Annotated in this window: 24 protein-coding genes; 10 read left to right on the forward strand and 14 right to left on the reverse strand. The window is 68.8% G+C overall.

All coding sequences use genetic code 11. From position 1 onward, the window contains the following. Positions 1-171 precede the first annotated feature (171 nt). Together H4W30_RS36845 and H4W30_RS36850 are read right to left on the reverse strand one after the other, a co-directional pair. Positions 172-1,014 carry a hypothetical protein gene (locus H4W30_RS36845; protein ID WP_192746975.1) on the reverse strand — a complete coding sequence of 281 codons (843 nt, stop codon included), beginning with the start codon at positions 1,012-1,014 and terminating at the stop codon, positions 172-174. Between the two features lie 59 nt (positions 1,015-1,073). Next, positions 1,074-2,093 carry a nuclease-related domain-containing protein gene (locus tag H4W30_RS36850; RefSeq protein WP_192746976.1) on the reverse strand — a complete coding sequence of 340 codons (1,020 nt, stop codon included), beginning with the start codon at positions 2,091-2,093 and terminating at the stop codon, positions 1,074-1,076. A 592-nt stretch (positions 2,094-2,685) separates the two neighbouring features. Here H4W30_RS36850 and H4W30_RS36855 point away from each other — a divergent pair. Then, positions 2,686-3,027 (forward strand): hypothetical protein, encoded by a 342-nt coding sequence (locus tag H4W30_RS36855; RefSeq protein ID WP_192746977.1) that lies wholly within the window; start codon positions 2,686-2,688, stop codon positions 3,025-3,027. Positions 3,028-3,232: 205 nt separating this feature from the next. On the opposite strand, the gene H4W30_RS36860 is transcribed toward H4W30_RS36855, so the two are convergent. Continuing rightward, positions 3,233-3,577 carry a hypothetical protein gene (locus H4W30_RS36860; RefSeq protein ID WP_192746978.1) on the reverse strand — a complete coding sequence of 115 codons (345 nt, stop codon included), beginning with the start codon at positions 3,575-3,577 and terminating at the stop codon, positions 3,233-3,235. A 118-nt stretch (positions 3,578-3,695) separates the two neighbouring features. Between H4W30_RS36860 and H4W30_RS36865 the strand changes: the two genes are divergently transcribed. Both H4W30_RS36865 and H4W30_RS36870 read left to right on the forward strand, forming a co-directional pair. After that, a complete protein-coding gene (locus H4W30_RS36865; protein ID WP_192746979.1) occupies positions 3,696-4,052 on the forward strand; it encodes a hypothetical protein in 357 nt (118 codons plus the stop codon). Positions 4,053-4,132: 80 nt separating this feature from the next. Beyond that, positions 4,133-4,768, forward strand: coding sequence for a hypothetical protein (locus H4W30_RS36870; RefSeq protein WP_192746980.1), 636 nt, complete (start codon positions 4,133-4,135; stop codon positions 4,766-4,768). Here the strand turns inward: H4W30_RS36870 and H4W30_RS36875 are convergent, their stop codons facing one another. From H4W30_RS36875 to H4W30_RS36885, 3 genes are all read right to left on the reverse strand, one after another. After that, complete coding sequence (locus tag H4W30_RS36875) at positions 4,769-4,939, reverse strand: hypothetical protein (RefSeq protein ID WP_192746981.1); 171 nt, start codon at positions 4,937-4,939, stop codon at positions 4,769-4,771. 88 nt (positions 4,940-5,027) lie between these two features. Beyond that, entirely contained in the window at positions 5,028-5,687 is a 660-nt protein-coding gene (locus tag H4W30_RS36880) for a hypothetical protein (protein ID WP_192746982.1), read from the reverse strand. 61 nt (positions 5,688-5,748) lie between these two features. Continuing rightward, positions 5,749-6,057, reverse strand: coding sequence for a hypothetical protein (locus tag H4W30_RS36885; RefSeq protein WP_192746983.1), 309 nt, complete (start codon positions 6,055-6,057; stop codon positions 5,749-5,751). Positions 6,058-6,293: 236 nt separating this feature from the next. Here H4W30_RS36885 and H4W30_RS36890 point away from each other — a divergent pair, with 236 nt between their 5' ends. After that, entirely contained in the window at positions 6,294-6,716 is a 423-nt protein-coding gene (locus H4W30_RS36890) for a hypothetical protein (RefSeq protein ID WP_192746984.1), read from the forward strand. On the opposite strand, the gene H4W30_RS36895 is transcribed toward H4W30_RS36890, so the two are convergent. Next, positions 6,713-7,552: a hypothetical protein gene (locus tag H4W30_RS36895; protein WP_192746985.1), complete on the reverse strand. Its 840-nt coding sequence runs from the start codon at positions 7,550-7,552 to the stop codon at positions 6,713-6,715. The genes H4W30_RS36890 and H4W30_RS36895 overlap by 4 nt on opposite strands. A gap of 166 nt (positions 7,553-7,718) precedes the next feature. Here H4W30_RS36895 and H4W30_RS36900 point away from each other — a divergent pair, with 166 nt between their 5' ends. From H4W30_RS36900 to H4W30_RS36910, 3 genes are all read left to right on the forward strand, one after another. Beyond that, the gene (locus H4W30_RS36900; RefSeq protein ID WP_192746986.1) at positions 7,719-8,699 is read left to right on the forward strand and encodes an endonuclease/exonuclease/phosphatase family protein; all 981 of its coding nucleotides are present in this window, start codon (positions 7,719-7,721) and stop codon (positions 8,697-8,699) included. Between the two features lie 74 nt (positions 8,700-8,773). Next, positions 8,774-8,989 carry a hypothetical protein gene (locus tag H4W30_RS36905; protein ID WP_192746987.1) on the forward strand — a complete coding sequence of 72 codons (216 nt, stop codon included), beginning with the start codon at positions 8,774-8,776 and terminating at the stop codon, positions 8,987-8,989. Between the two features lie 6 nt (positions 8,990-8,995). Then, complete coding sequence (locus H4W30_RS36910; protein WP_192746988.1) at positions 8,996-9,865, forward strand: hypothetical protein; 870 nt, start codon at positions 8,996-8,998, stop codon at positions 9,863-9,865. Positions 9,866-9,892: 27 nt separating this feature from the next. Here the strand turns inward: H4W30_RS36910 and H4W30_RS36915 are convergent, their stop codons facing one another. The 3 genes from H4W30_RS36915 to H4W30_RS36925 all read right to left on the reverse strand — a co-directional run bounded on the left by H4W30_RS36915 (position 9,893) and on the right by H4W30_RS36925 (position 11,807). Next, positions 9,893-10,810, reverse strand: coding sequence for an acyltransferase (locus H4W30_RS36915; RefSeq protein ID WP_192746989.1), 918 nt, complete (start codon positions 10,808-10,810; stop codon positions 9,893-9,895). Between the two features lie 7 nt (positions 10,811-10,817). Then, positions 10,818-11,264: a hypothetical protein gene (locus H4W30_RS36920; RefSeq protein ID WP_192746990.1), complete on the reverse strand. Its 447-nt coding sequence runs from the start codon at positions 11,262-11,264 to the stop codon at positions 10,818-10,820. Between the two features lie 78 nt (positions 11,265-11,342). Further along, complete coding sequence (locus H4W30_RS36925) at positions 11,343-11,807, reverse strand: hypothetical protein (RefSeq protein WP_192746991.1); 465 nt, start codon at positions 11,805-11,807, stop codon at positions 11,343-11,345. 621 nt (positions 11,808-12,428) lie between these two features. Between H4W30_RS36925 and H4W30_RS36930 the strand changes: the two genes are divergently transcribed. Next, positions 12,429-12,914, forward strand: a complete 486-nt coding sequence (locus H4W30_RS36930; RefSeq protein WP_192746992.1) for a hypothetical protein — start codon at positions 12,429-12,431, stop codon at positions 12,912-12,914. An 80-nt stretch (positions 12,915-12,994) separates the two neighbouring features. Here H4W30_RS36930 and H4W30_RS36935 read toward each other — a convergent pair whose 3' ends face one another. Genes H4W30_RS36935 through H4W30_RS36945 form a run of 3 tightly spaced genes read right to left on the reverse strand, consistent with a single transcriptional unit; the run spans position 12,995 to position 14,675 of the window. Continuing rightward, entirely contained in the window at positions 12,995-13,927 is a 933-nt protein-coding gene (locus H4W30_RS36935; protein WP_192746993.1) for a sigma factor-like helix-turn-helix DNA-binding protein, read from the reverse strand. Position 13,928: 1 nt separating this feature from the next. Beyond that, positions 13,929-14,432, reverse strand: coding sequence for a sigma-70 family RNA polymerase sigma factor (locus H4W30_RS36940; RefSeq protein ID WP_192746994.1), 504 nt, complete (start codon positions 14,430-14,432; stop codon positions 13,929-13,931). A 48-nt stretch (positions 14,433-14,480) separates the two neighbouring features. Next, the gene (locus H4W30_RS36945; RefSeq protein ID WP_192746995.1) at positions 14,481-14,675 is read right to left on the reverse strand and encodes a hypothetical protein; all 195 of its coding nucleotides are present in this window, start codon (positions 14,673-14,675) and stop codon (positions 14,481-14,483) included. A 389-nt stretch (positions 14,676-15,064) separates the two neighbouring features. Here H4W30_RS36945 and H4W30_RS36950 point away from each other — a divergent pair, with 389 nt between their 5' ends. Then, positions 15,065-15,274, forward strand: coding sequence for a hypothetical protein (locus H4W30_RS36950; RefSeq protein ID WP_192746996.1), 210 nt, complete (start codon positions 15,065-15,067; stop codon positions 15,272-15,274). A gap of 67 nt (positions 15,275-15,341) precedes the next feature. Then, entirely contained in the window at positions 15,342-16,337 is a 996-nt protein-coding gene (locus H4W30_RS44645; protein WP_318780742.1) for an RNA polymerase sigma factor, read from the forward strand. A 60-nt stretch (positions 16,338-16,397) separates the two neighbouring features. Here the strand turns inward: H4W30_RS44645 and H4W30_RS36960 are convergent, their stop codons facing one another. Then, positions 16,398-16,637 carry a hypothetical protein gene (locus H4W30_RS36960; RefSeq protein ID WP_225950759.1) on the reverse strand — a complete coding sequence of 80 codons (240 nt, stop codon included), beginning with the start codon at positions 16,635-16,637 and terminating at the stop codon, positions 16,398-16,400. Positions 16,638-16,800 lie beyond the last annotated feature (163 nt).

A 16,800-nucleotide genomic window follows, 5' to 3' on the forward strand; every position in this document is an offset into this window, starting at 1 on the left:
TGACCCCGCCGATCAGGGGGCCGCTGCGCCTGGTCCTCCGAGTACCGCCCAGGTGGATCCCCTGTGACAAGGCTTTCCGCAGCGCATACCGCTGCTGGAGGATCCAGCGGTTACCCAGACTCGCTTGCCAAAAGGGAAGAGTTGAAGATCGGGCTGCGAGTGCGGCGAGGACTACTTCCTGCGCAGGGTCTCGGTGCTGAGCCACTGGACAAGAAGGACAGCTGCGTGGACCGCGGCTTCGGCTTCGGCCTGGTCCTGATCACGGGAGTTCTTGCTCCCGCCGTGACGGGACACCTGCCCCGACCACAGCCGCGCCATCAGTTCCACCACCGGCTCAGGCCCGCCCGGTGCCGCGTTCGCGCCGATCAGCACCGTCTCCCACTTCGCGGTGGCTTGGCGAAGATGTGCGATGACGGTTCCCAGGGTGGCCTTGTCGGTGTTGGGAAGCACGAGCGGGCACGCAACCTGTTCGACCGCGCGGATCGCTTCCCGGTACGCCGTCGTGGGGTCCGGATCCGGTCGATACGTGTGATACCAGGCCTGCTGCAGCATCTTCGCCGCTGTCGGCTCCGCGGCCTGCACGGCCTCCTTGAAGCTGCCCTCCACTGTCGGGTCGACCCGGTACGTCAACCCGCGCATGTTCTCGGCGACCTTGTACGCCGACCGTCCATAGCGGAGGAGTTGCTCCAGTTCGGTGATGTCATCCCACTCGACCACGTCGGGGTGCTCGGCCGTCAGTTGCAGGATCGCATCGATCACGACCAACAGTTCTTCGCGCGGCGCGTTGTAGAGCAAGCCGCTGTAGGTCCTATTCGCGTTGAGTGACCATCCCAGCGAGATCACTACGGCTCTGGCAAGCCTTCTGGTGACGTCGGGTGGGCCTTGCAATGCCCTGCTGACCCACTCCCGCAACGGAATTTCCAGACGGGTGGGAACACCGGCCAGCAGGACGTCGTCGAGTGGTTTCCCGGCGAGCCGGTCATCGAGCCGCTGGAAGGGCTGTGGAGCGTTCATCGGCGCACGGTACCCGTCACCACCGACAAGATCGGCACGCTGAACAAGGGGCTGCAAGCTCAGCGACCGGCGAACATCTGGTCGACGAGGATCGCGGCGGTGATGCCGATCGTGAAGATCAGGGTGAGCACGATCAGCAGCCCCCAGGGGATCCGCCGACGTCGCGCCGGCCGCGCGGTCGGCACGGGCGCAGGCCTCGCCGCCGGGTATGCGGGCTGTCGCCGTGGCGCGGCGGGCCGCGGTTGCGGAGCCCGTGGTGTGGTCGGGGTGATCGGGTCGAAGACGAAGTCCGGCGGCGGTTTCGCTGGCAGTCCGGGGGAGCGAGACCAGGTGTTCGTCGACGTCGAGGCGGTCCTGGCCGGGGAGCCCGCTCGGGTCCGTGCCGGTGGCGGGCTGGCGGTGCGGGGCGGTGGCACCGGGGGCGGAACTGGCGCCAGTGGCTGGTCGAGGAAGCCTTCGGCGAGCAGCTCGGTGCGCTCCGGAGCGAGATGGTCCAGCGCCAGGACGCGGCAGGCGGCCAGGACCGCGTCGGCGGTCCAGCTGCTGGTGTGGCTGGTGATCCGGCGCATCACGCGCCGGAGATCTTTCTGGGTGGCGAGGGTGACGTGGATGCCGAGCCCGGCCCGGCTGGTGTCGCCGAGCTGGAGGCCGCGGTCGTGTGGGGCGAGCACGACCAGGCCGGTGACGAACGTGCCGTCGGCACCGCCGATTCCGGCGAGCGCCGCCTTCGCCGCGTACACGCCGGCCTTGACCTGATCGCCCGGGGTGAGCCCGGTGAGGGTGTGTACAGCGGCCGGTTCGTCGTCGACGGTCCACGGCCCGTTCGGCGGCACGGTGAGCGTGCCCGGCTGCGGGCGGACGAAGCCCTTCACCTCGAGGACGATCAGCCCGGCCGGGGTGAAGATCAGCCCATCGACCTGCCGAACCGCCGTCTTCTCCGGCACGTTCACGTTTACCAACGCCAGTCCGGGCAAGTGGTACTCACCCGTCCAGGACGACAGCAGCGTCACGACGCGTTCCTCCGCGCCGGACAAGCCGTGCGCTGTGGCGCCGGTGCCGCGCTGAATCCGCACCAGCACCGTCGATCCCCCTCCTCGGTCACCGTGTGACACGACCCCGATCCCTCGTGTGATCGACGGTACGAGGCGGAGCAGAGCGGATCTGCACCCGAACGGGTGGCCCTCCGGCAGGCGGCCGCCTATCCGCCGATGCGTACTGCCCGGCGGGTAGAGGGAGCGTCCGCTGGACGCCGTCATGGCGCCGCTCGCCGCTTCGCTACGCCACGCCGCGGAAAGATCCACAGTGATCCGGGCGTGTCGTCACCCAGGTAGCGCAACGTTCGTCCTCGCTCTGTATAAGTCCGAGTTCATCGGCGCGGATGGCCTCGCATCGTCGTGATCGGTCGGTCGTATCCGCTCGTGCCGCTGTTCGCGGTTCCCGTACCGGCCGCCGATGCGCACCGCGAGACCAGGGTGAATGTGATGGCGGCGGCTCTAGATTCTTGCGTGACGCCTGTGGGAGGGCCGGTGTGTGAACGTCCCCGGGGTTCCAGCCCCGGGGACGTCGTCGTCCCTCTTCCCGGCGTCATCGTGTACGGCCTGCCCGGCCGGTCAACGGCCGTGGAAAGCGTGCCGGCCGGGCAGGCCCCCGACATCGAGAAGAGGAACGACTGTGAGGTTACGTCCGCGCAAGAAGCGGATTCCAGCATCCAACGGCGACCCGTCCCCTGTGCGCGACCGGCGGCAGGATCTGCAGAACGAAGATCAACAACGGTCCGGAAATCACCCTGTCGGACCGGACGAGCGGTGCGGTGAGCGGCATGGTCTTCTCACCCTGGCCGATCGGATTCTGACCAGCGGGACGGTAGCCCGGCGCGCGGTCGCCGTCACCGCGGCGATCACCGTGCTGGCGACCGGCTCGATGCTCGCGATCGGAATCGCCCGCATCGACATCGGCCCGATCCACATCACCGTCCGCGAGAACCCAGCCCGGCCGCTGGCCCACGACGGGTAAACGCCCGGCGGGCCGCCGCCCGCATCCGACGTCGACACGGCATGATCCCCTTCGCCCGGCACCTTGCCGGGCGGGTGGGCGCACCTCGAGGGCCAGGCCGAAACTCCGGCCTGGCCCTCGGGCTACCCGTCTCTTTGCGTTCGGCGTCCATATGTCGTGCGCAACCTGCGTGCTCTGCCCGATCTTCACGATCGAAGGCTCCGGATCAGAAGAGCACGAGCTGGGTTTCGGGGTGGCGCCGCTGCTCGATGCCGCCGCATCGGGCACAGGTCACCGGGTCGGTGGTCGCCTGCAGGCCGCGCGGGTCCCAGCCGTTCAGTCCGGCTCCGCAGACGGGGAGCCAGTCGCCGGTGACCAGGTGGATCGTGCCGGACGGTGCGCGGCCGCGGGCACCGACGTGCGCGGCCGCCCACGCCTGCGGTGTCTCCGGATCGGCGGGTTCGGCGGGCCGGTGGTGGGTCAGCCGACGACGGAACGGCCCCAGCGGATCCCGCACGTCGCGAGTGAGCGGGAGCGCGAACAGCGCCGGCGGTTCCTCGGACACGGCCATGATCTCCACCGTCGCAGCCCCGCTCGGTGGGAACCAGCGGCCGAGCGGGCGAATCGGGCAGCGCCGACCGCACGATCGGCGACTTTCCATGGATCGCGGTCGCTGACACTCTCGGACGATGAGGACTTCTGCTAGAGCCCTGATAGCCACGCTGGTCATGGCCGCCGCGCTGGTCGGATTTCCCGCTGCCAGCCACGCGGGCACCGTCGGCGTCCCCGGTGTGAACGTCTCCCTGTATCCCAGGTCCAACGCGATCATCGTGTTCGACACGTTGTGCGATGACGACAGCGTCTACGGATTCTGGAAGACCGATGGCGGAGCCGAGATCAGGATCAACAACAAGGGCGGCTGCGGCACCGCCGTGCCCGCGAACGTCCCGATCGGCGACGGCACCTACGTCTCCTACAAGGCGTGCGTGGACCGGAGCTGGCCCACGAGCGACCTCTGCTCCGGCTGGAACAGGGAAAAGATCTGATCAGCCCTGAGGTGCGTCGAGCCGAGGCGCGGCAGAAGGGCGTCGGCCGGGCGTGAGCGACAGCGTATTCTCTCGCTCATATGTTCGACACGGTGCCGCCCGAAGATCTGATCATGCGGCCGTCGCGGTCGCCGACGGCCGGTGAACGCTGTCCATGGGGCTGTGTGTTGTCCGTTGCCGGCGTCTCGGCGGGCTATTCGCACTGGTATCGCACGAGTTCGTTCGTCTGTCACGCGTGCGAGAGAGCGGGCGTCCCGGGGGCGGGGAAGTGGATCACGGTCAATCCGGACGTGACCTTCCAGCGGCGGCCGGACGAGGTGGACGGCCTGAGGATCACCCTCGTGACCCTGCCGCCGGAGAATCCCGCTGGGGTCGGGCAGATCCAGCTGATCCATCTGAGTGAGGTCTACGGCTACATCGCGTTGTCCTTGTGCCCTCTGGGGTGCCGCCGGGCGGTGGTGCAGTACCTGGAGGTGGCCGTCGAACGGCGACGTCGTGGCGTGGGCCGGGTGCTGGTCGCAGCGGCCCGCGCCCGCTGCGAGCGGTTCATGACCACGACCGCGCCGGTGCCCGCGGATGATCCGGTGGCCGCCCGGTTCTGCGCGCAGGCCGGGCTCATCGGGCCACCACAGCCCCGGCCGTGCCGGCACCAGGCCGATGCCGGGATCGCCGGTGAGGGCTGGGAGATGGACGCGTTCCGGGCGAACCGGCCCTGACTACCTGCCGACCTTGACCACCGTGGCGCCCCGCTGTTCGTGGCTCTGCCAGTACGCCGCCCCGCCCTGTCCCAGCAGCTCGAGGCAGCCATCGCACAGCACGTGCGGCTTCTCGATCGGCTTCTTCCCGCACTTGAAGCACAGCCGCTGCTCGGTGTCGTTCTCCTCCACGACGCGGATCGTAGGCCGGGCCACCGACACATCCGCGCAGGAACACGATCACCGCGATCGGGTTCACAACACCCCGCTGGCAGGTCGTCTAGCCGCCCGTCAGGGTTCGACGCCGGTAGGCGGTGGTCGTGTCGCAGCCTGCGTTGGTGACGACGAAACGATCCTGGCCCAGTTCGGCGGCGATCTCGGCCAGGTCGGGGAGCTGGTCGGCGTCGTCGGCGTGGACGAGCAGGCCGGGTTCGTGCCACCACTGCGGTTCGCCGTCGTGCCCGATCCGCACCGAGCACAGCCGGACCGGCCAGGCCCGGACCCCGAGGACGTCGTCGACGAGCTGACGGCGGGTCGGGCGAGCTGGGTGCACCGGGGCGTCCTGGGCGTAGCCGCGGCGCAGGCCGAGCGGGATCACGACCTCCGGCAGCGGCGCCGGCGGGCGGCGGCGCCAGCCGGTCGCCGCGACGAGCATGTCCACCAGGCCCTCAAGGGCCGCAACGGCTGCTGTCCCGAAAAGCACGCTGGGATCGCGCAGCAGGACCAGGTCGGTGACGTCGCCGTCGCTGCCCCGCACCACGGCCGTGATCGGCAGGCCGCGCAGCCGCGCGGCGGTTTCCAGCGCGTGGCACACCCAGTCGTAGGGATCCAAGGGAACCTGCAGACGGCAGTACCAGGCGCCCGGCGCGGCCGCCGACACCATATAGGGCTCCGTCCTGGTCGAGTGGGTCGCCGAGATGGTGGTCAGGCTCTTCATCATCGGCACGTCCGCACCGGCATTCCACGACAGAAACTGGACAACACCAGGACACGCAAGGTGCTCAGGCCGCGGTGGGCGGGTGCCAGCCAGAGGTGCGGCCGCGGTGCTGCTGGAGATGCCGGACGTGGTCATACGGCACGGACCACGTCTCGTCCGGCAACCACGCGGGCGCTCCGACCCAGTGGTTGGTGATCTCCTCGGCGAGCGTCGGCAGCTGCAGCGGGCGCGGCCGGTTCTCCCAGAGCTCGCACAGTGTTTCCAGCGACACCGCGTCGGTGTAGTCCGCGCTGACGATCTCCTCGGCCCAGGCGCGCAGCATCGGCCACATCTCCTCAGGTGCGGATTCCTGCGCGTCGGTGGCCTCGGTCATGCCCGAATCATCGCCAAAAGCTCTCCGAGCGTAACGAAATCGTCGAATGTCACCGGGGCGGCTGGTGAGACCGTGACCTGCTCAACTGGAGGAAGCACCTCTCTCGTCCGGTCTGATGCTTCAGAAATCGTGAACTCAGAGCCTTTTAGGCCTTCGTAGAGCGACTCGCCTTCACGATGGACGTGCGGGGTGCCGGATGGCTTCAGCCGCGCGCACGAATCTGGCAGGCTCCAGGCATGGTCGACCAGCTGCCGTTGAACAGGCCCGATCCGCATCCTGGTCGCCCGCCGGTGCCGGATTCCTACCGCGACCTGTTCGCCGCCACCGGGGATACGGTCGAGACCTGGCTGACCTACATCGGTCTGGCGGGCACGCGGTGGATCGACGACGACCTCGATGACCCGGATCTCACGCACTACCAGGACTGGTGGCTGGAGCTGCTGATCGAGCGGGTGGGCTGGGACGCGGTGGTCGGGATGATCGAGCAGCCGGAGCACAGGGCCCCGTTGTACGAGCGCGGGCCGCACGTGACCGGGCGTGTCGCGTCCGGGGACACGATCCCTCTGCCGCTGTCGCGCGAGCAGATCGACAAGATCCTGGAGTGGCTGTCCTGGCGCCTGCGGATGATCCGGACCAGGCCCGACACCGCCAGCGCCTAAGAAGCGGGTCGAGCCGCCATGAGCCGGGGCCCGAGAAGGTCATGGACCTGGCGGGGGAGGTCGTCGAGCGCGTCACGGGTGTTGGCGCGTGCGACACGTGCGATCTCGTCGCTCGGGTGGCCGGCCATGCCGCGGGGCGAGTCTCCGCCCAGCCACCCCCTGATCGGCGCGAACTCCCACGGGGTGACGGTCTGGCAGGACGCGCGCAGAGCGGCCATCGCGGCCCGGAAGCTGCCACTCGATCCGGAGGCGTAGCACAGGTTCCAGCGCATTCGCCCGGTCGCGACCCGCCGGCCGCCCGGAGCGGTCTCCAGGCGCATTTCGTCGTGGCATCGCGCGAAGAGCAGGAAGTCCTCGACCGCGAGGTTGCCGTAGACGGTCAGCGACCAGGGCGTGTGGTCCCCGGCGGGCCCCGGGTTCAGGAAAACCTCGGCGAACAGGCCATCCTCGCTGAGCAGGAAGATATGCCGGTCTCCCATGACCTCGCGGTCGCCGATCACGGTGAAGCCTTCCTCGGAGCAGATCCGCAGCACCTCCTGCAGGGGAAGTCCGGCGGTCAGGTCATCCAGCGCCCGCAGCTCGTCCTGGGTGGTCCACCACTCCGTCACTCCCGACAGCCACACCATCGTTTCCCGCCGTTCCGTGCCCGTGAGTACCTCGGTCCCGAACGGCACGAAGTGCTCGTCGACGAGCCGGGCGGCCTCCTCGGCATCCCACGTGCGGCGCTCAATCCCGGTCCGGCCGAACGGAGTGCTGGCCGGGGGAGCCGCTGGTGTCGGGGCCAGCGCTCGCAGTTGCCGCAGCTTCGCCAACGCCTGTTCCCGATCTGCGCTCATTCCCACAGCCTAGCGTCCTGGCCAGCATGAATGCCTGGTTCGAAACCCAGATGCCCGGGAAGGTCGGCACGCAGGCGTGTGTGCCGACGTCGACGGTGACCTTGTCGCTACGGTGGCGCGGAGGCCTGCCTGGTGCGCGCGGCCGGGATCGTGAAGGGGGCCGTGGATGATCACCTTGTTGTCGGTCAATGCCTGGAATCTGTATGGCAGTGACAGCGCCGAGGAGCAGCAGCGGTTCCGGGCGCTGGAGGAGCTGATCCGGTCGCGGGACGCGGACATCATCGCGGTGCAGGAGATCATCTCGACCGGGGAGGCCGAGGCCGCCGCGGCGGGACGGCGGACCCCGACCACACAGGACAAGACACCGGGCGCGATCGCCGGGCTGCGCCGCCTGGCCGAGGCGACCGGCCGCCGCTGCGAGGTCGCCGGGGATCCGGCCGTCGCGGTGGGCGGGATCATCCACCACACCGGCCTGCTGTGGCGCGAGGGCATCGACCCGCTGCCTGGCACGCTGCAGCTGCTGCAGCGGGACGGCGCGGGCATGTGGCATGGCGCGACCGCGTGCGTGTTCGACGTCGGCGGCCCGAAACTGCGCGCCGGGTCGACGCAGCTGTCCCCGTTCGATCAGGCCTGGGCGGCGATGGACGTCAACCAGCTGATGCGGGTGTTCAACCGCGACGCCGTCCCCGGGTTCCTCGGCGGCGACTTCAACGGCATCGGCGCCCAGAAAACCATCGGCCCCGACAGTTATGTCTGGTACGACGAGGATCCGTACGCTCCCGGCGCTGCCCGGGGCGAGTTCGGCACGCCATGGCATCCCGATCACGCCTACCAGCTCGACAGTCATGGCCAGCTCGACCGCCAGGCCGCGATCCGGCTCGAGCACCCGCGGATCGGCGGCATGCGCGACTGCGCGCTCATCACCGGAACCCCGTGGACGCCCACCACCGGGTTCCATTCCCAGGACCACCACCCGCCCCGGCGCGTCGACCGCTGGTACGCCACCCGCACCGTTCCCGACACCGCGGTGACCGGCTTCCGCGCCGTGCCCGTCGACGAGCACCGTGCCCTCATCGACGGGTACGAGGTCGAGCTGACCGACCACGCGCTGACCGAGATCACCGTCGACGAACACGCCCTGGCCTGACCCGGCGAGCTCGTCGAGTGAGGCGGCCGCGAAGTGCGAGCCGGACGGCAGGTCGCTGACGTACCGTGGCAGCCATGACACGCAACGAGAGGCTGCGGCCACTGCCTCTGGGGTCGGTGTACTGCGGGCCGGATCCGTCGAACCCCGATCACACCGTCGAGTTCTTCCTGGCCCAGCATCACGCCGAGCACCTCGTCGGCGCGGAGCCGGACCAGGCCTGCGACATGGCGGTCGACTACGTCAACCGCATGGACAAGTTCCGTGACGAGCAGCGCGGCTGGACGTCGTGATGATCGGTGCTGGACAGGCTGACCGAGCCCGGAATCACGACGGGGTCCAGCGCCGGCGGAGGCCGGGCGCGGGCGGTCGTGCGTAACCACTTCACCCAGGAGGCCTGGGGACGGGACGAGCCGCGGCTGTTCGCGATCGTCGTTCCGCCCAGCCAGCCGGACCAGCCGACCGGCCGGGTGTACGGGCTGGCGCAGTCCCTGGCCCGCAAAGCCCAGAAAGAGCTGGCCACGGCCGCGCCCGGGTTCATCTCGTGCGTGCCCGAGCAGTGGCTGCACATCCCGCTGCTGGACCTGGGCTGGTCCAGCGAGGTCTCCACAGCCGGCTATGACCGCCTGCTGCGCGCGATGGGGGACCGGCTCTACCGGCTGCCCGCGGCGGAGCCCTTCACGATCAGGGTCGGCGCACCCCAGGTCCGGGCCGACTCGGTCGCCCTGGCCCTCGAGGAGCGCGAGCTTCCGGGGATCGGGTGGTGCCTCGCGCAGGGAGCGACCGAAGCGCTCGGCGGCGGCCGCCCCGCCGAGTTCGACTTCTACATCGAAGGCGACCCCGGCGAATGGCGCCGGCGGCGAGACCAGCTGCCCGACCCGCACACGACCTTCACCGCCCTCAGCAAGACACGGCGGCTGCACCTGCCGATCGCCTACGGCACCGCCGAAGACGAGACCGGCGCCGAGTTCACCGTGCTCGACGCGGCCCCGCGCCTGCACGGCTACGCCGGGGACTGGGACGAAGCCCAGATCGACATCACGGAGATCCACCTGGTCGACCTCCGCCAAGACCCCGAGGCAGGCCACTACACCTGGACACCGCGCGACGTCCTCACCCTGGGGCTCGACGGAGCACTCCATGTCCTGCTCACACCAGGATCGTCCTAGCCCGCGGCTAGTGCCAATGGGCGGAGATCAGCCGTCGATGAGTTTCGCGGCGTAGCGGTGATCGGTGGCGAGCGTGATCAGGAAATCCGCCTGTTTTGACTCGGTCGCGGTGGTGCACTGGCGGCTGGTGACGTGGTAGCTGACGCTGGTCCACTTGTCGTAGAGCAGCGTGGCCATCGTCCGGTGGAACAGGGCTTCGTCGTCCCCGGCCTGCTCGCGCGCCCGCTGCTGCAGCGTGGTGATCGTGCCGGTCAGACCCAACCTGGCCGCGTCGTCGCCCGCCGCGTGCGTGTCCGCTGGTTCGGCCATGCCGTCGAGCGTACTGCCCGCCGGCACCGTCTCCGGCCGCGTGGATGGGCGGGCGGGGACGCCGAGCAGGGTCGCGTGGTCGGGATAGTCGCCGCGGGGCACGACCGCGCCGGCGCCGACGGTGGTGTGACGGCCGATCTGGGCCCCGGCCAGGATCGTGGCGCCGGCACCGATCCAGGAGCCCTCGCCGATCTCGACCGACGCGACCTGCAGCGGCAGCTGGCGCCCGATCGGGACGTCGGGATCGCGGCTGGTGTGGTTGTGATCGAACACTTTCACGTCCGGGCCACACTGCACATCGTCCCCAACGACGATCGATTCCATGGCGTGCAGCTCGCAGCGGCGGCCCAGGACGACACCATCGCCGATCCGGATCGACGACGGCCCCGGCGTCTCGTCCCCGGGAAACCCCGCCGACAACGTCACGTATTCGTTGATCACGCACCGGGCGCCGAGCACGATCCGGTGCACACCGTCGAGCACGCCCTGCGGGAACGCCAGATAGGTGCCGTCGCCGAAGGCCGCGAAGCCTGCGGCTTCGGGCGAGTCGGGGGTGATCGCGGCCGCCATCCGCTGCGCTGCCCGCCACGCGCGCAGCCGGGCCGGGTCGATGTCGCCGATCGAGGATTCGGGCATGGGCTGGTCAGTCGTTGCCGAGCGGGTAGATGGTTTGCACCGCGCGGTCGAGCGCGATCTGAGCTTCCGCGAGCGCGGCCTTGGCCTCGCGGATCCGGACGGTGGCGTCCCGGACGGTGGTCACGGCGCGCTGGTCGAGCTTGCCCGCGCGCTCCGAATGCGGGGTGGCCTCGTGATACAGCGTCGGGTCGGCGGCCTGGCGGTCCATCGCCTCGGCGAGATGGGCGAGGACCTCGGTCTGGATCGACGCCGTGGCTGAGACGTTGGCGAGGATCCGGCGCGCGATGGCCGCCCACGCCACGGTGTGCTTGTGCTGGGTGGCGTTGGCCAGGTAGCGGGTCAGTTCCCGGATCGCACTCCCGGCGTTCATCACCGACTCCGGGGAGTGCGGGCCGTCGTAGGGGAAGGTCTTCTCGACCCACCCGTCGACGTCGAGTTCCATGTGGTCAGTCACGGGATCCTCCAAGATCCAAGGGCGGCGGCGATCGTGAAGTCGCCGCCGGGGCGCGGTCTGTTCCGGTCAGGATGTGGTTCAGGCTTCGTCGAGAGCGGCGCGGGCGCGAGCTCCGTCGTGCAGGTCGGGGATGTGTTCCTCCTGGCGCTCGATGGCGCGCCGGTACCAGTCCTGCGCGCCCTGCTTGCTCATCCCGAGCGCGCGCCCGATGCTCGACCAGCTCTCCCCAGCCTCGCGCGCGTCCCGCATCAAAATCCAGCGCTGGCCGGTGAGCAGCTCGACCAGCCGGGCGTTCGCGGCCAGGGCATGGACCGGGGTGACCGGCGCGAGCTCGGCCAGCTGCGCGCGGCTGCGCTCACGCAGCCAGTCGCTGGCGTCGGGGTTCTGCAGCGTCTGCTGGTACATCCGCACCTGCCAATGCGTGCGCCACAACGCGGTCAGCTCGCGTTCCGCGCTCACCCGGCCGATATCCAGGACTTTTTCCAGGTCGGCATCAGCGGGCAGCAGCCCGTCATCACGGATCTCCTCGGCTCTATCACCCATATCGTCAAGCTAGCTTGACGATATGACAGCGTCAAGGCAGCTTGACGCTAATGGGGGAACGTCCGTGGAGTCGTCGGTGTGTGGCGCTACAGTGACCCAGAGATTCCGCGCCGACCGGGTCGAAACACGACGACATCAACGACTGCCGGGTCTGCCACGACTTCCACAACTACGAGATCCCGACCGCGCTGGAGACATTGGAGCATCGGGGACGCCAGATCCGCGCGGCCTACGAGCGGCTGAACGTCCTCGCCCCAGGTTCCGGGGCCCGGGTTCTGAACCGCCTGCACGACGACGAAGGGGGCTGCGCGGCGAACATCCGCCGGGCAGCCCCCCTTTTCGTGTAGCAGCCTGTCAGCCCTCGCGGTTCGCCATCCAGATCAACCTCCCTCGAATGCTGCTGGACCTCCAGTGTCGGCCGCGACGTCGTCCACGGCACAGGACCGAACGAGGCAAAGTGCCGGCACGCGGGGTGAAGGCGGCGAGCGATCGCACGCCCACTGCTCTTCGGTGGGCGTTAACACCGTGATTGCTTGTGAAATCCGCCAGGGGTGCGGTAGGAAGCGAAGCGGGCCCCGAAGGTCACGCCTCACCTGATCTTTCAGGTGAGGAAGGTGTTCGATGCGGGATTGGCTCATCGGAACAGCCGTCGGATACGGCTTGCTGCTGGTCACGGTTGTCGGTCTGCGCGCGGTGTTCCGCCGTGGCCGCGGCACCGGGCGGGACGTGCCTCCTTGCAATCACCCGATTGCACGTTGCAGCCCGCTCGATCCTCTTACCCGCATGAGTGAAGAGCAACCCATGAGTGGCGAACCGGTGTCTCGGTTCCCCGCAGGTGCTGCTCCGGATGATCACCCTGGGTGGCGTTTGGCCTTCCGTCTTGTCGATCTCGGATGCAGCAGTAACGACAGTACGGGCCGGAGCCAGTACCTCAGGATCACCGCGTGGTTCATCGTCGTCGTGATCCTGGTCGGGCTGATCATCTGGCTCACCGGCCCGTGGCTGGGCCTGACCGGCGCCGGCGCCTACGGCTTGACGAAGGCAACCAAGGTCGCGCGGCGCAAGATCGCGAACAAGAAGGGAGGCGTCGCCGCCGCCGAGAGCTGAGCCGTGATCCGCCGGCGTCTTCGCCGGGCCGGGATCAGGGCTCGCCCGCCGCGCAGCGGACAGGCGGCCCCGACCTTCGGCTATTCGGTGTCGTCGGGCTCGGCGATCTCGAGTCGTGCTACCGCGCGACGTAGCTCGGCGAGCGCCCGATGTTGTTCGACTCGAACCCAGCCCGCGCTCTTACCGCCCAGCGCGGTCGCTGTTTCCTCCGCCGATAGTCCTACGACGATCCGCAGAACGACGACTTCTCGCCGTTCAGCGGGTAGTTCCCGTAGCAGCGCCGCGAATCGAGAAGCTGGGTCGGGTTTGGTGTGGCTGTACGACACCAACCGGTGTAGGGGTAGTTGCAGGTTCACCACAGCTTGACCGCCGTCGGTGCTGACCTTGTGTTTGAGCACGGAGTAGGCGAATTGCAGGAAGGGCTGCTTCTGGTGGTCGTAGGCGGGTAGCCCGCTGATCAGCGCGAGTAGAGCCTCCTGCGCCACGTCGTCCGCGGCTTCCAGCGGCCAGCCACGAATCCCAAAGTGACCACGTGCGTACCGGACCGCGAGCGGCCGGACCAGGGACACGATGCGTTGCAGCGCTCCCTGCTGGCCCTGCGATAGCGCTTCGAGCAGAACAACGTCCTCCAGCCCATAGTCCTCCCAATCCGGCACCGCATCCGGCGGAGGAGCACCGAGCCGGGACTGGATGTGGAACAGGGTGTGGTGGTGGCGCGCCGCGAGGTATTCCGACCAGGTCTGCAGAGGAGCCTGCTGCGCCAGGGCGGCGAAGTCGGCGTCGACTCTTTCCCAGCGCTCCGCCGGCCAATCCGGCTCGGGGTTGAGCGGCTCCCCGGTCGCGGCCGCGACGGCCACGCGCTCGTCGATCTCCTGCCGTGCCTCGGCGGCGGAGCGGTGTTTGATGGCCCGAAGAACCGCGGCGCTGTCCACGCTTTCTCGCATGGCTGCGTCGAACTCCTCCCGCTGGCCGTTCAGCCAGGTGTCGAAGTCCTTCTCTTCGTTGCGGTCCATCTCAGGCACCTCCTTCAGCTTGCTGATTCTGCTGCGTGTACAGCTTTTTGAGCTTGGTGCGCGCATGGCGCAGGTTGGATCTGACCGTGTCGGGAGCTACTCCGAGCGCGTTGGCGATCTCGATCGGCTCGAAGCCGTCGAAGGTCCACGCCATCACCTCGCGCTGCTGATCCGGCAGCGTCTTGAGCATCTCCTGGCGCCGAAGCCGGGCCTCGACGATCCGGGGCGGGTCCTCCGGGCTCTGCTTGGGCGGGACCCAGCCGCCCTGCACAGCTTTCTTGATGCCGTCCTGGTCTCGTATCGCCTGGTTCATAGCTTCTCGTTTGGCCACCGTGCGAACCCAGGAGCCAGGATGATCGATCGATCCCCAGTTCTCGTGGGCCTTGTACATCGCCTCGGCGGCCGCGTCCTCCGCGAGCGCGGACTCGTATCCCAGACTGATCAGGAACCCCGCTAGTCGGGGGAAGTCGTCGGCGAAGAACGCTTCGAAGCTGATACCAGGCATCGGACGTCCCCCTTCCTCAGAGAGTCGGTTTAGCAGGCTGACCTGCTCTTACGACTGGTAGAGGGCTGAGACGGCCGGAGCGTGCAAAGAAACTTCAAGATCTTTCTCGTCGTCGTCGACGGTGGGCGCGGCCTCGCCGACCATCTCGCCGTCGTGCAGGAGCTGAGACGGGCTGAGCTGGACCTCGTCGCCGAGGTCGGCTCCGCGAGCGACCGGGAAGGCCGGCCAGGTGGCCTTGTCCACGTCCGCCAGCCTCCGTCGCCCGCATCCGCACTGTCCACTCAGGACAGCCAATCGGATGGTTCTGGCGAAAGATGGAGGTAGGAGGCCGCGCATAGCGAAGCCCACCGTCCTCAGTCTCTTTGGCCGGAGCGCGGAACGGTGGGCTTCCCCTTCGAACACCGGAGACCGGCGTCGAGGTGCCAGGCTCTAAGAGCCCGTCATTACACAGGTGGGTCAAGGAACCTGGATCCGTACACCACGATTCAGTGACCCAAGTCACACTGACAAAGTCTCTCCGCGAGCGTGTGGGAGCGGCCACACTGAGTGGGCAGAGCCCACTGTCCTCAGTCTCTTTGGCCGGAGCGCGGGGACGGCGGGCAATTCCTTCGAACACATAACTGGAGATCGAGATGTTCCATCTGTCACCGCCCATGCCCATGGGCGGTCCTGAGAGATCGTTCCCGCGTGCCACTTCCGCCGGGCCGGTCATCGTCATCCTGCTGATCGTGAGCCAGTGGCAGCCGGATCAGGCCGCGTCGTTGCTCGGCGTGCTCGCGATGATCACGGTGCTGTCGCTCGTGGTCGGCCGGGCTGCACATCCACGCCCCCGTCTGGCCTGACGTGGATCACGCGGCCGCCACGGACCCGGTCCTGCCCTCTGCGGAGGAGCGGGCCCGGGCGGTCGCCGTGCCCGAAACCTCGTCCGACCGGCACGCCGCGGACCTGGCGGCCGCCCGTGACGGAGACCGGGAGGCGATGGACCGGCTGATCGGAGACCTGACGCCGCTGGTGTGGCATATCGCCCGCAGCAACGGGTGCACCCCGCATGAGGCCGAGGACGTCGTGCAGAACACGTGGCTCGCGCTGTTCCGCCAGCTCGACCAGGTCCGGGACGCCCGGGCACTGCCGGCGTGGCTGGTCACCACCGCCCGCCGCGACGCCTACCGCGCCGCTCGCCTCGATGCACGCGTGGTGTCGCTGTCGGACGAGCTGGCCGACAACATGGAGAGCACCCAGCCCGCCCCTGAAGAAGAGGCGCTGCGCAGCGACCACGACCAGCGGCTGTGGCGCGCTTTCGCCAAGCTGTCCCATCGGAACCAGGACCTGTTGCGGCGCCTGGTCATCAACAAGGAACCGCACCAGGACGTGGCGCGGGCACTGGGCTTGTCCATCGGCTCGGTCGGCCCACTCCGTGTGCGGGCCTTGAACAAGCTGCGGGAACTGGTCAAGGAACAGGACATCGCGCACCCGCTCGACGCCGCCCTGGTGGACCGGCTGCGCGCGGCCGAGTTCACCGGCCGCGAGTTCGACCTGTTCGCCGAACAGGTCATCGACCACACCCGCCCGATCGTCAGTGCCTGGATCCACTCCGGCCGCATGATCCAGGAAGCCACCCGCGCCGGCCGCCGCATGCTCCGCATGCCCGAAGACCTCACCCCGGCCGACGTCGAACACCTCGTCCACACCACGGTCACCTCCGCCTGGACCGACTTCGTCACCACGCTCAAGCACGGCAGCTGGGCACCGGACACCTCGCTCAACGACCACTACCTCGACCTGTGCGTCCGCGCGTTCCCGCCGATCTACCACGCCTTCCGGAAGAAGCAGTTCCAGCGCCACTCGGCCCGCAAGGCAGTTCGCGAGGCCACATCGCCGACGAAGAACATCTTCACGATGAGGTGACTCCGAAGTGATACGCCCGCAACCTCTCCGAATCTGAGCCGCATGCGAGAAACCCACTCGTCAGGCAACTGAGGTGCTCCAGCGCCACGCGTCCCGCATGACGGCGATCAGGGCCTCGTCGTCGGCGACGGTGGGCGCGGCCTCGCCGACCGGGAGCCAGAGCTCGTCGACGACGTGCCCGCGCTCCCGGCGGGCGACCGCGATGCCGGGATAGACCACGGTCTCCGCCGGGCCGTGCAGGCCGTCGATGACCACGGTCCGGGGTTCCCAGCGCAGCTGCACCTGCCGCTCGTTCCGCATGCTGCCGCCCCTTCCTGTCCGGTCTCGTCCCGCTATGTCGTCTGCCGGGCAGCGCGTGTAACAGACCGTGGCCACGCGCAGGCTGCGAAAACCGTGGTCCCTTAAATGTGGGGCAGCGGAATCCGGCGAGACTGCGCCATTCGGGTTACCGTGAGTCGCGGGC

The organism is Amycolatopsis roodepoortensis, assembly GCF_014873915.1.
Classification (GTDB): Bacteria; Actinomycetota; Actinomycetes; order Mycobacteriales; family Pseudonocardiaceae; genus Amycolatopsis; species Amycolatopsis roodepoortensis.

Bases quoted from the DNA above. Each gene is read 5' to 3' on its own strand.
- H4W30_RS36880 (WP_192746982.1), bottom strand. From the start codon at position 5,687: ATGATGAAGAGCCTGACCACCATCTCGGCGACCCACTCGACCAGGACG.
- H4W30_RS36845 (WP_192746975.1), bottom strand. From the start codon at position 1,014: ATGAACGCTCCACAGCCCTTCCAGCGGCTCGATGACCGGCTCGCCGGG.
- H4W30_RS36940 (WP_192746994.1), bottom strand. From the start codon at position 14,432: ATGCCTGGTATCAGCTTCGAAGCGTTCTTCGCCGACGACTTCCCCCGA.
- H4W30_RS36915 (WP_192746989.1), bottom strand. From the start codon at position 10,810: ATGCCCGAATCCTCGATCGGCGACATCGACCCGGCCCGGCTGCGCGCG.
- H4W30_RS36905 (WP_192746987.1), top strand. From the start codon at position 8,774: ATGACACGCAACGAGAGGCTGCGGCCACTGCCTCTGGGGTCGGTGTAC.
- H4W30_RS36890 (WP_192746984.1), top strand. From the start codon at position 6,294: ATGGTCGACCAGCTGCCGTTGAACAGGCCCGATCCGCATCCTGGTCGC.
- H4W30_RS36960 (WP_225950759.1), bottom strand. From the start codon at position 16,637: ATGCGGAACGAGCGGCAGGTGCAGCTGCGCTGGGAACCCCGGACCGTG.
- H4W30_RS36865 (WP_192746979.1), top strand. From the start codon at position 3,696: ATGAGGACTTCTGCTAGAGCCCTGATAGCCACGCTGGTCATGGCCGCC.
- H4W30_RS36935 (WP_192746993.1), bottom strand. From the start codon at position 13,927: ATGGACCGCAACGAAGAGAAGGACTTCGACACCTGGCTGAACGGCCAG.
- H4W30_RS36900 (WP_192746986.1), top strand. From the start codon at position 7,719: ATGATCACCTTGTTGTCGGTCAATGCCTGGAATCTGTATGGCAGTGAC.
- H4W30_RS36950 (WP_192746996.1), top strand. From the start codon at position 15,065: ATGTTCCATCTGTCACCGCCCATGCCCATGGGCGGTCCTGAGAGATCG.
- H4W30_RS36860 (WP_192746978.1), bottom strand. From the start codon at position 3,577: ATGGCCGTGTCCGAGGAACCGCCGGCGCTGTTCGCGCTCCCGCTCACT.
- H4W30_RS36895 (WP_192746985.1), bottom strand. From the start codon at position 7,552: ATGAGCGCAGATCGGGAACAGGCGTTGGCGAAGCTGCGGCAACTGCGA.
- H4W30_RS36930 (WP_192746992.1), top strand. From the start codon at position 12,429: ATGCGGGATTGGCTCATCGGAACAGCCGTCGGATACGGCTTGCTGCTG.
- H4W30_RS36870 (WP_192746980.1), top strand. From the start codon at position 4,133: ATGTTCGACACGGTGCCGCCCGAAGATCTGATCATGCGGCCGTCGCGG.
- H4W30_RS36925 (WP_192746991.1), bottom strand. From the start codon at position 11,807: ATGGGTGATAGAGCCGAGGAGATCCGTGATGACGGGCTGCTGCCCGCT.
- H4W30_RS36885 (WP_192746983.1), bottom strand. From the start codon at position 6,057: ATGACCGAGGCCACCGACGCGCAGGAATCCGCACCTGAGGAGATGTGG.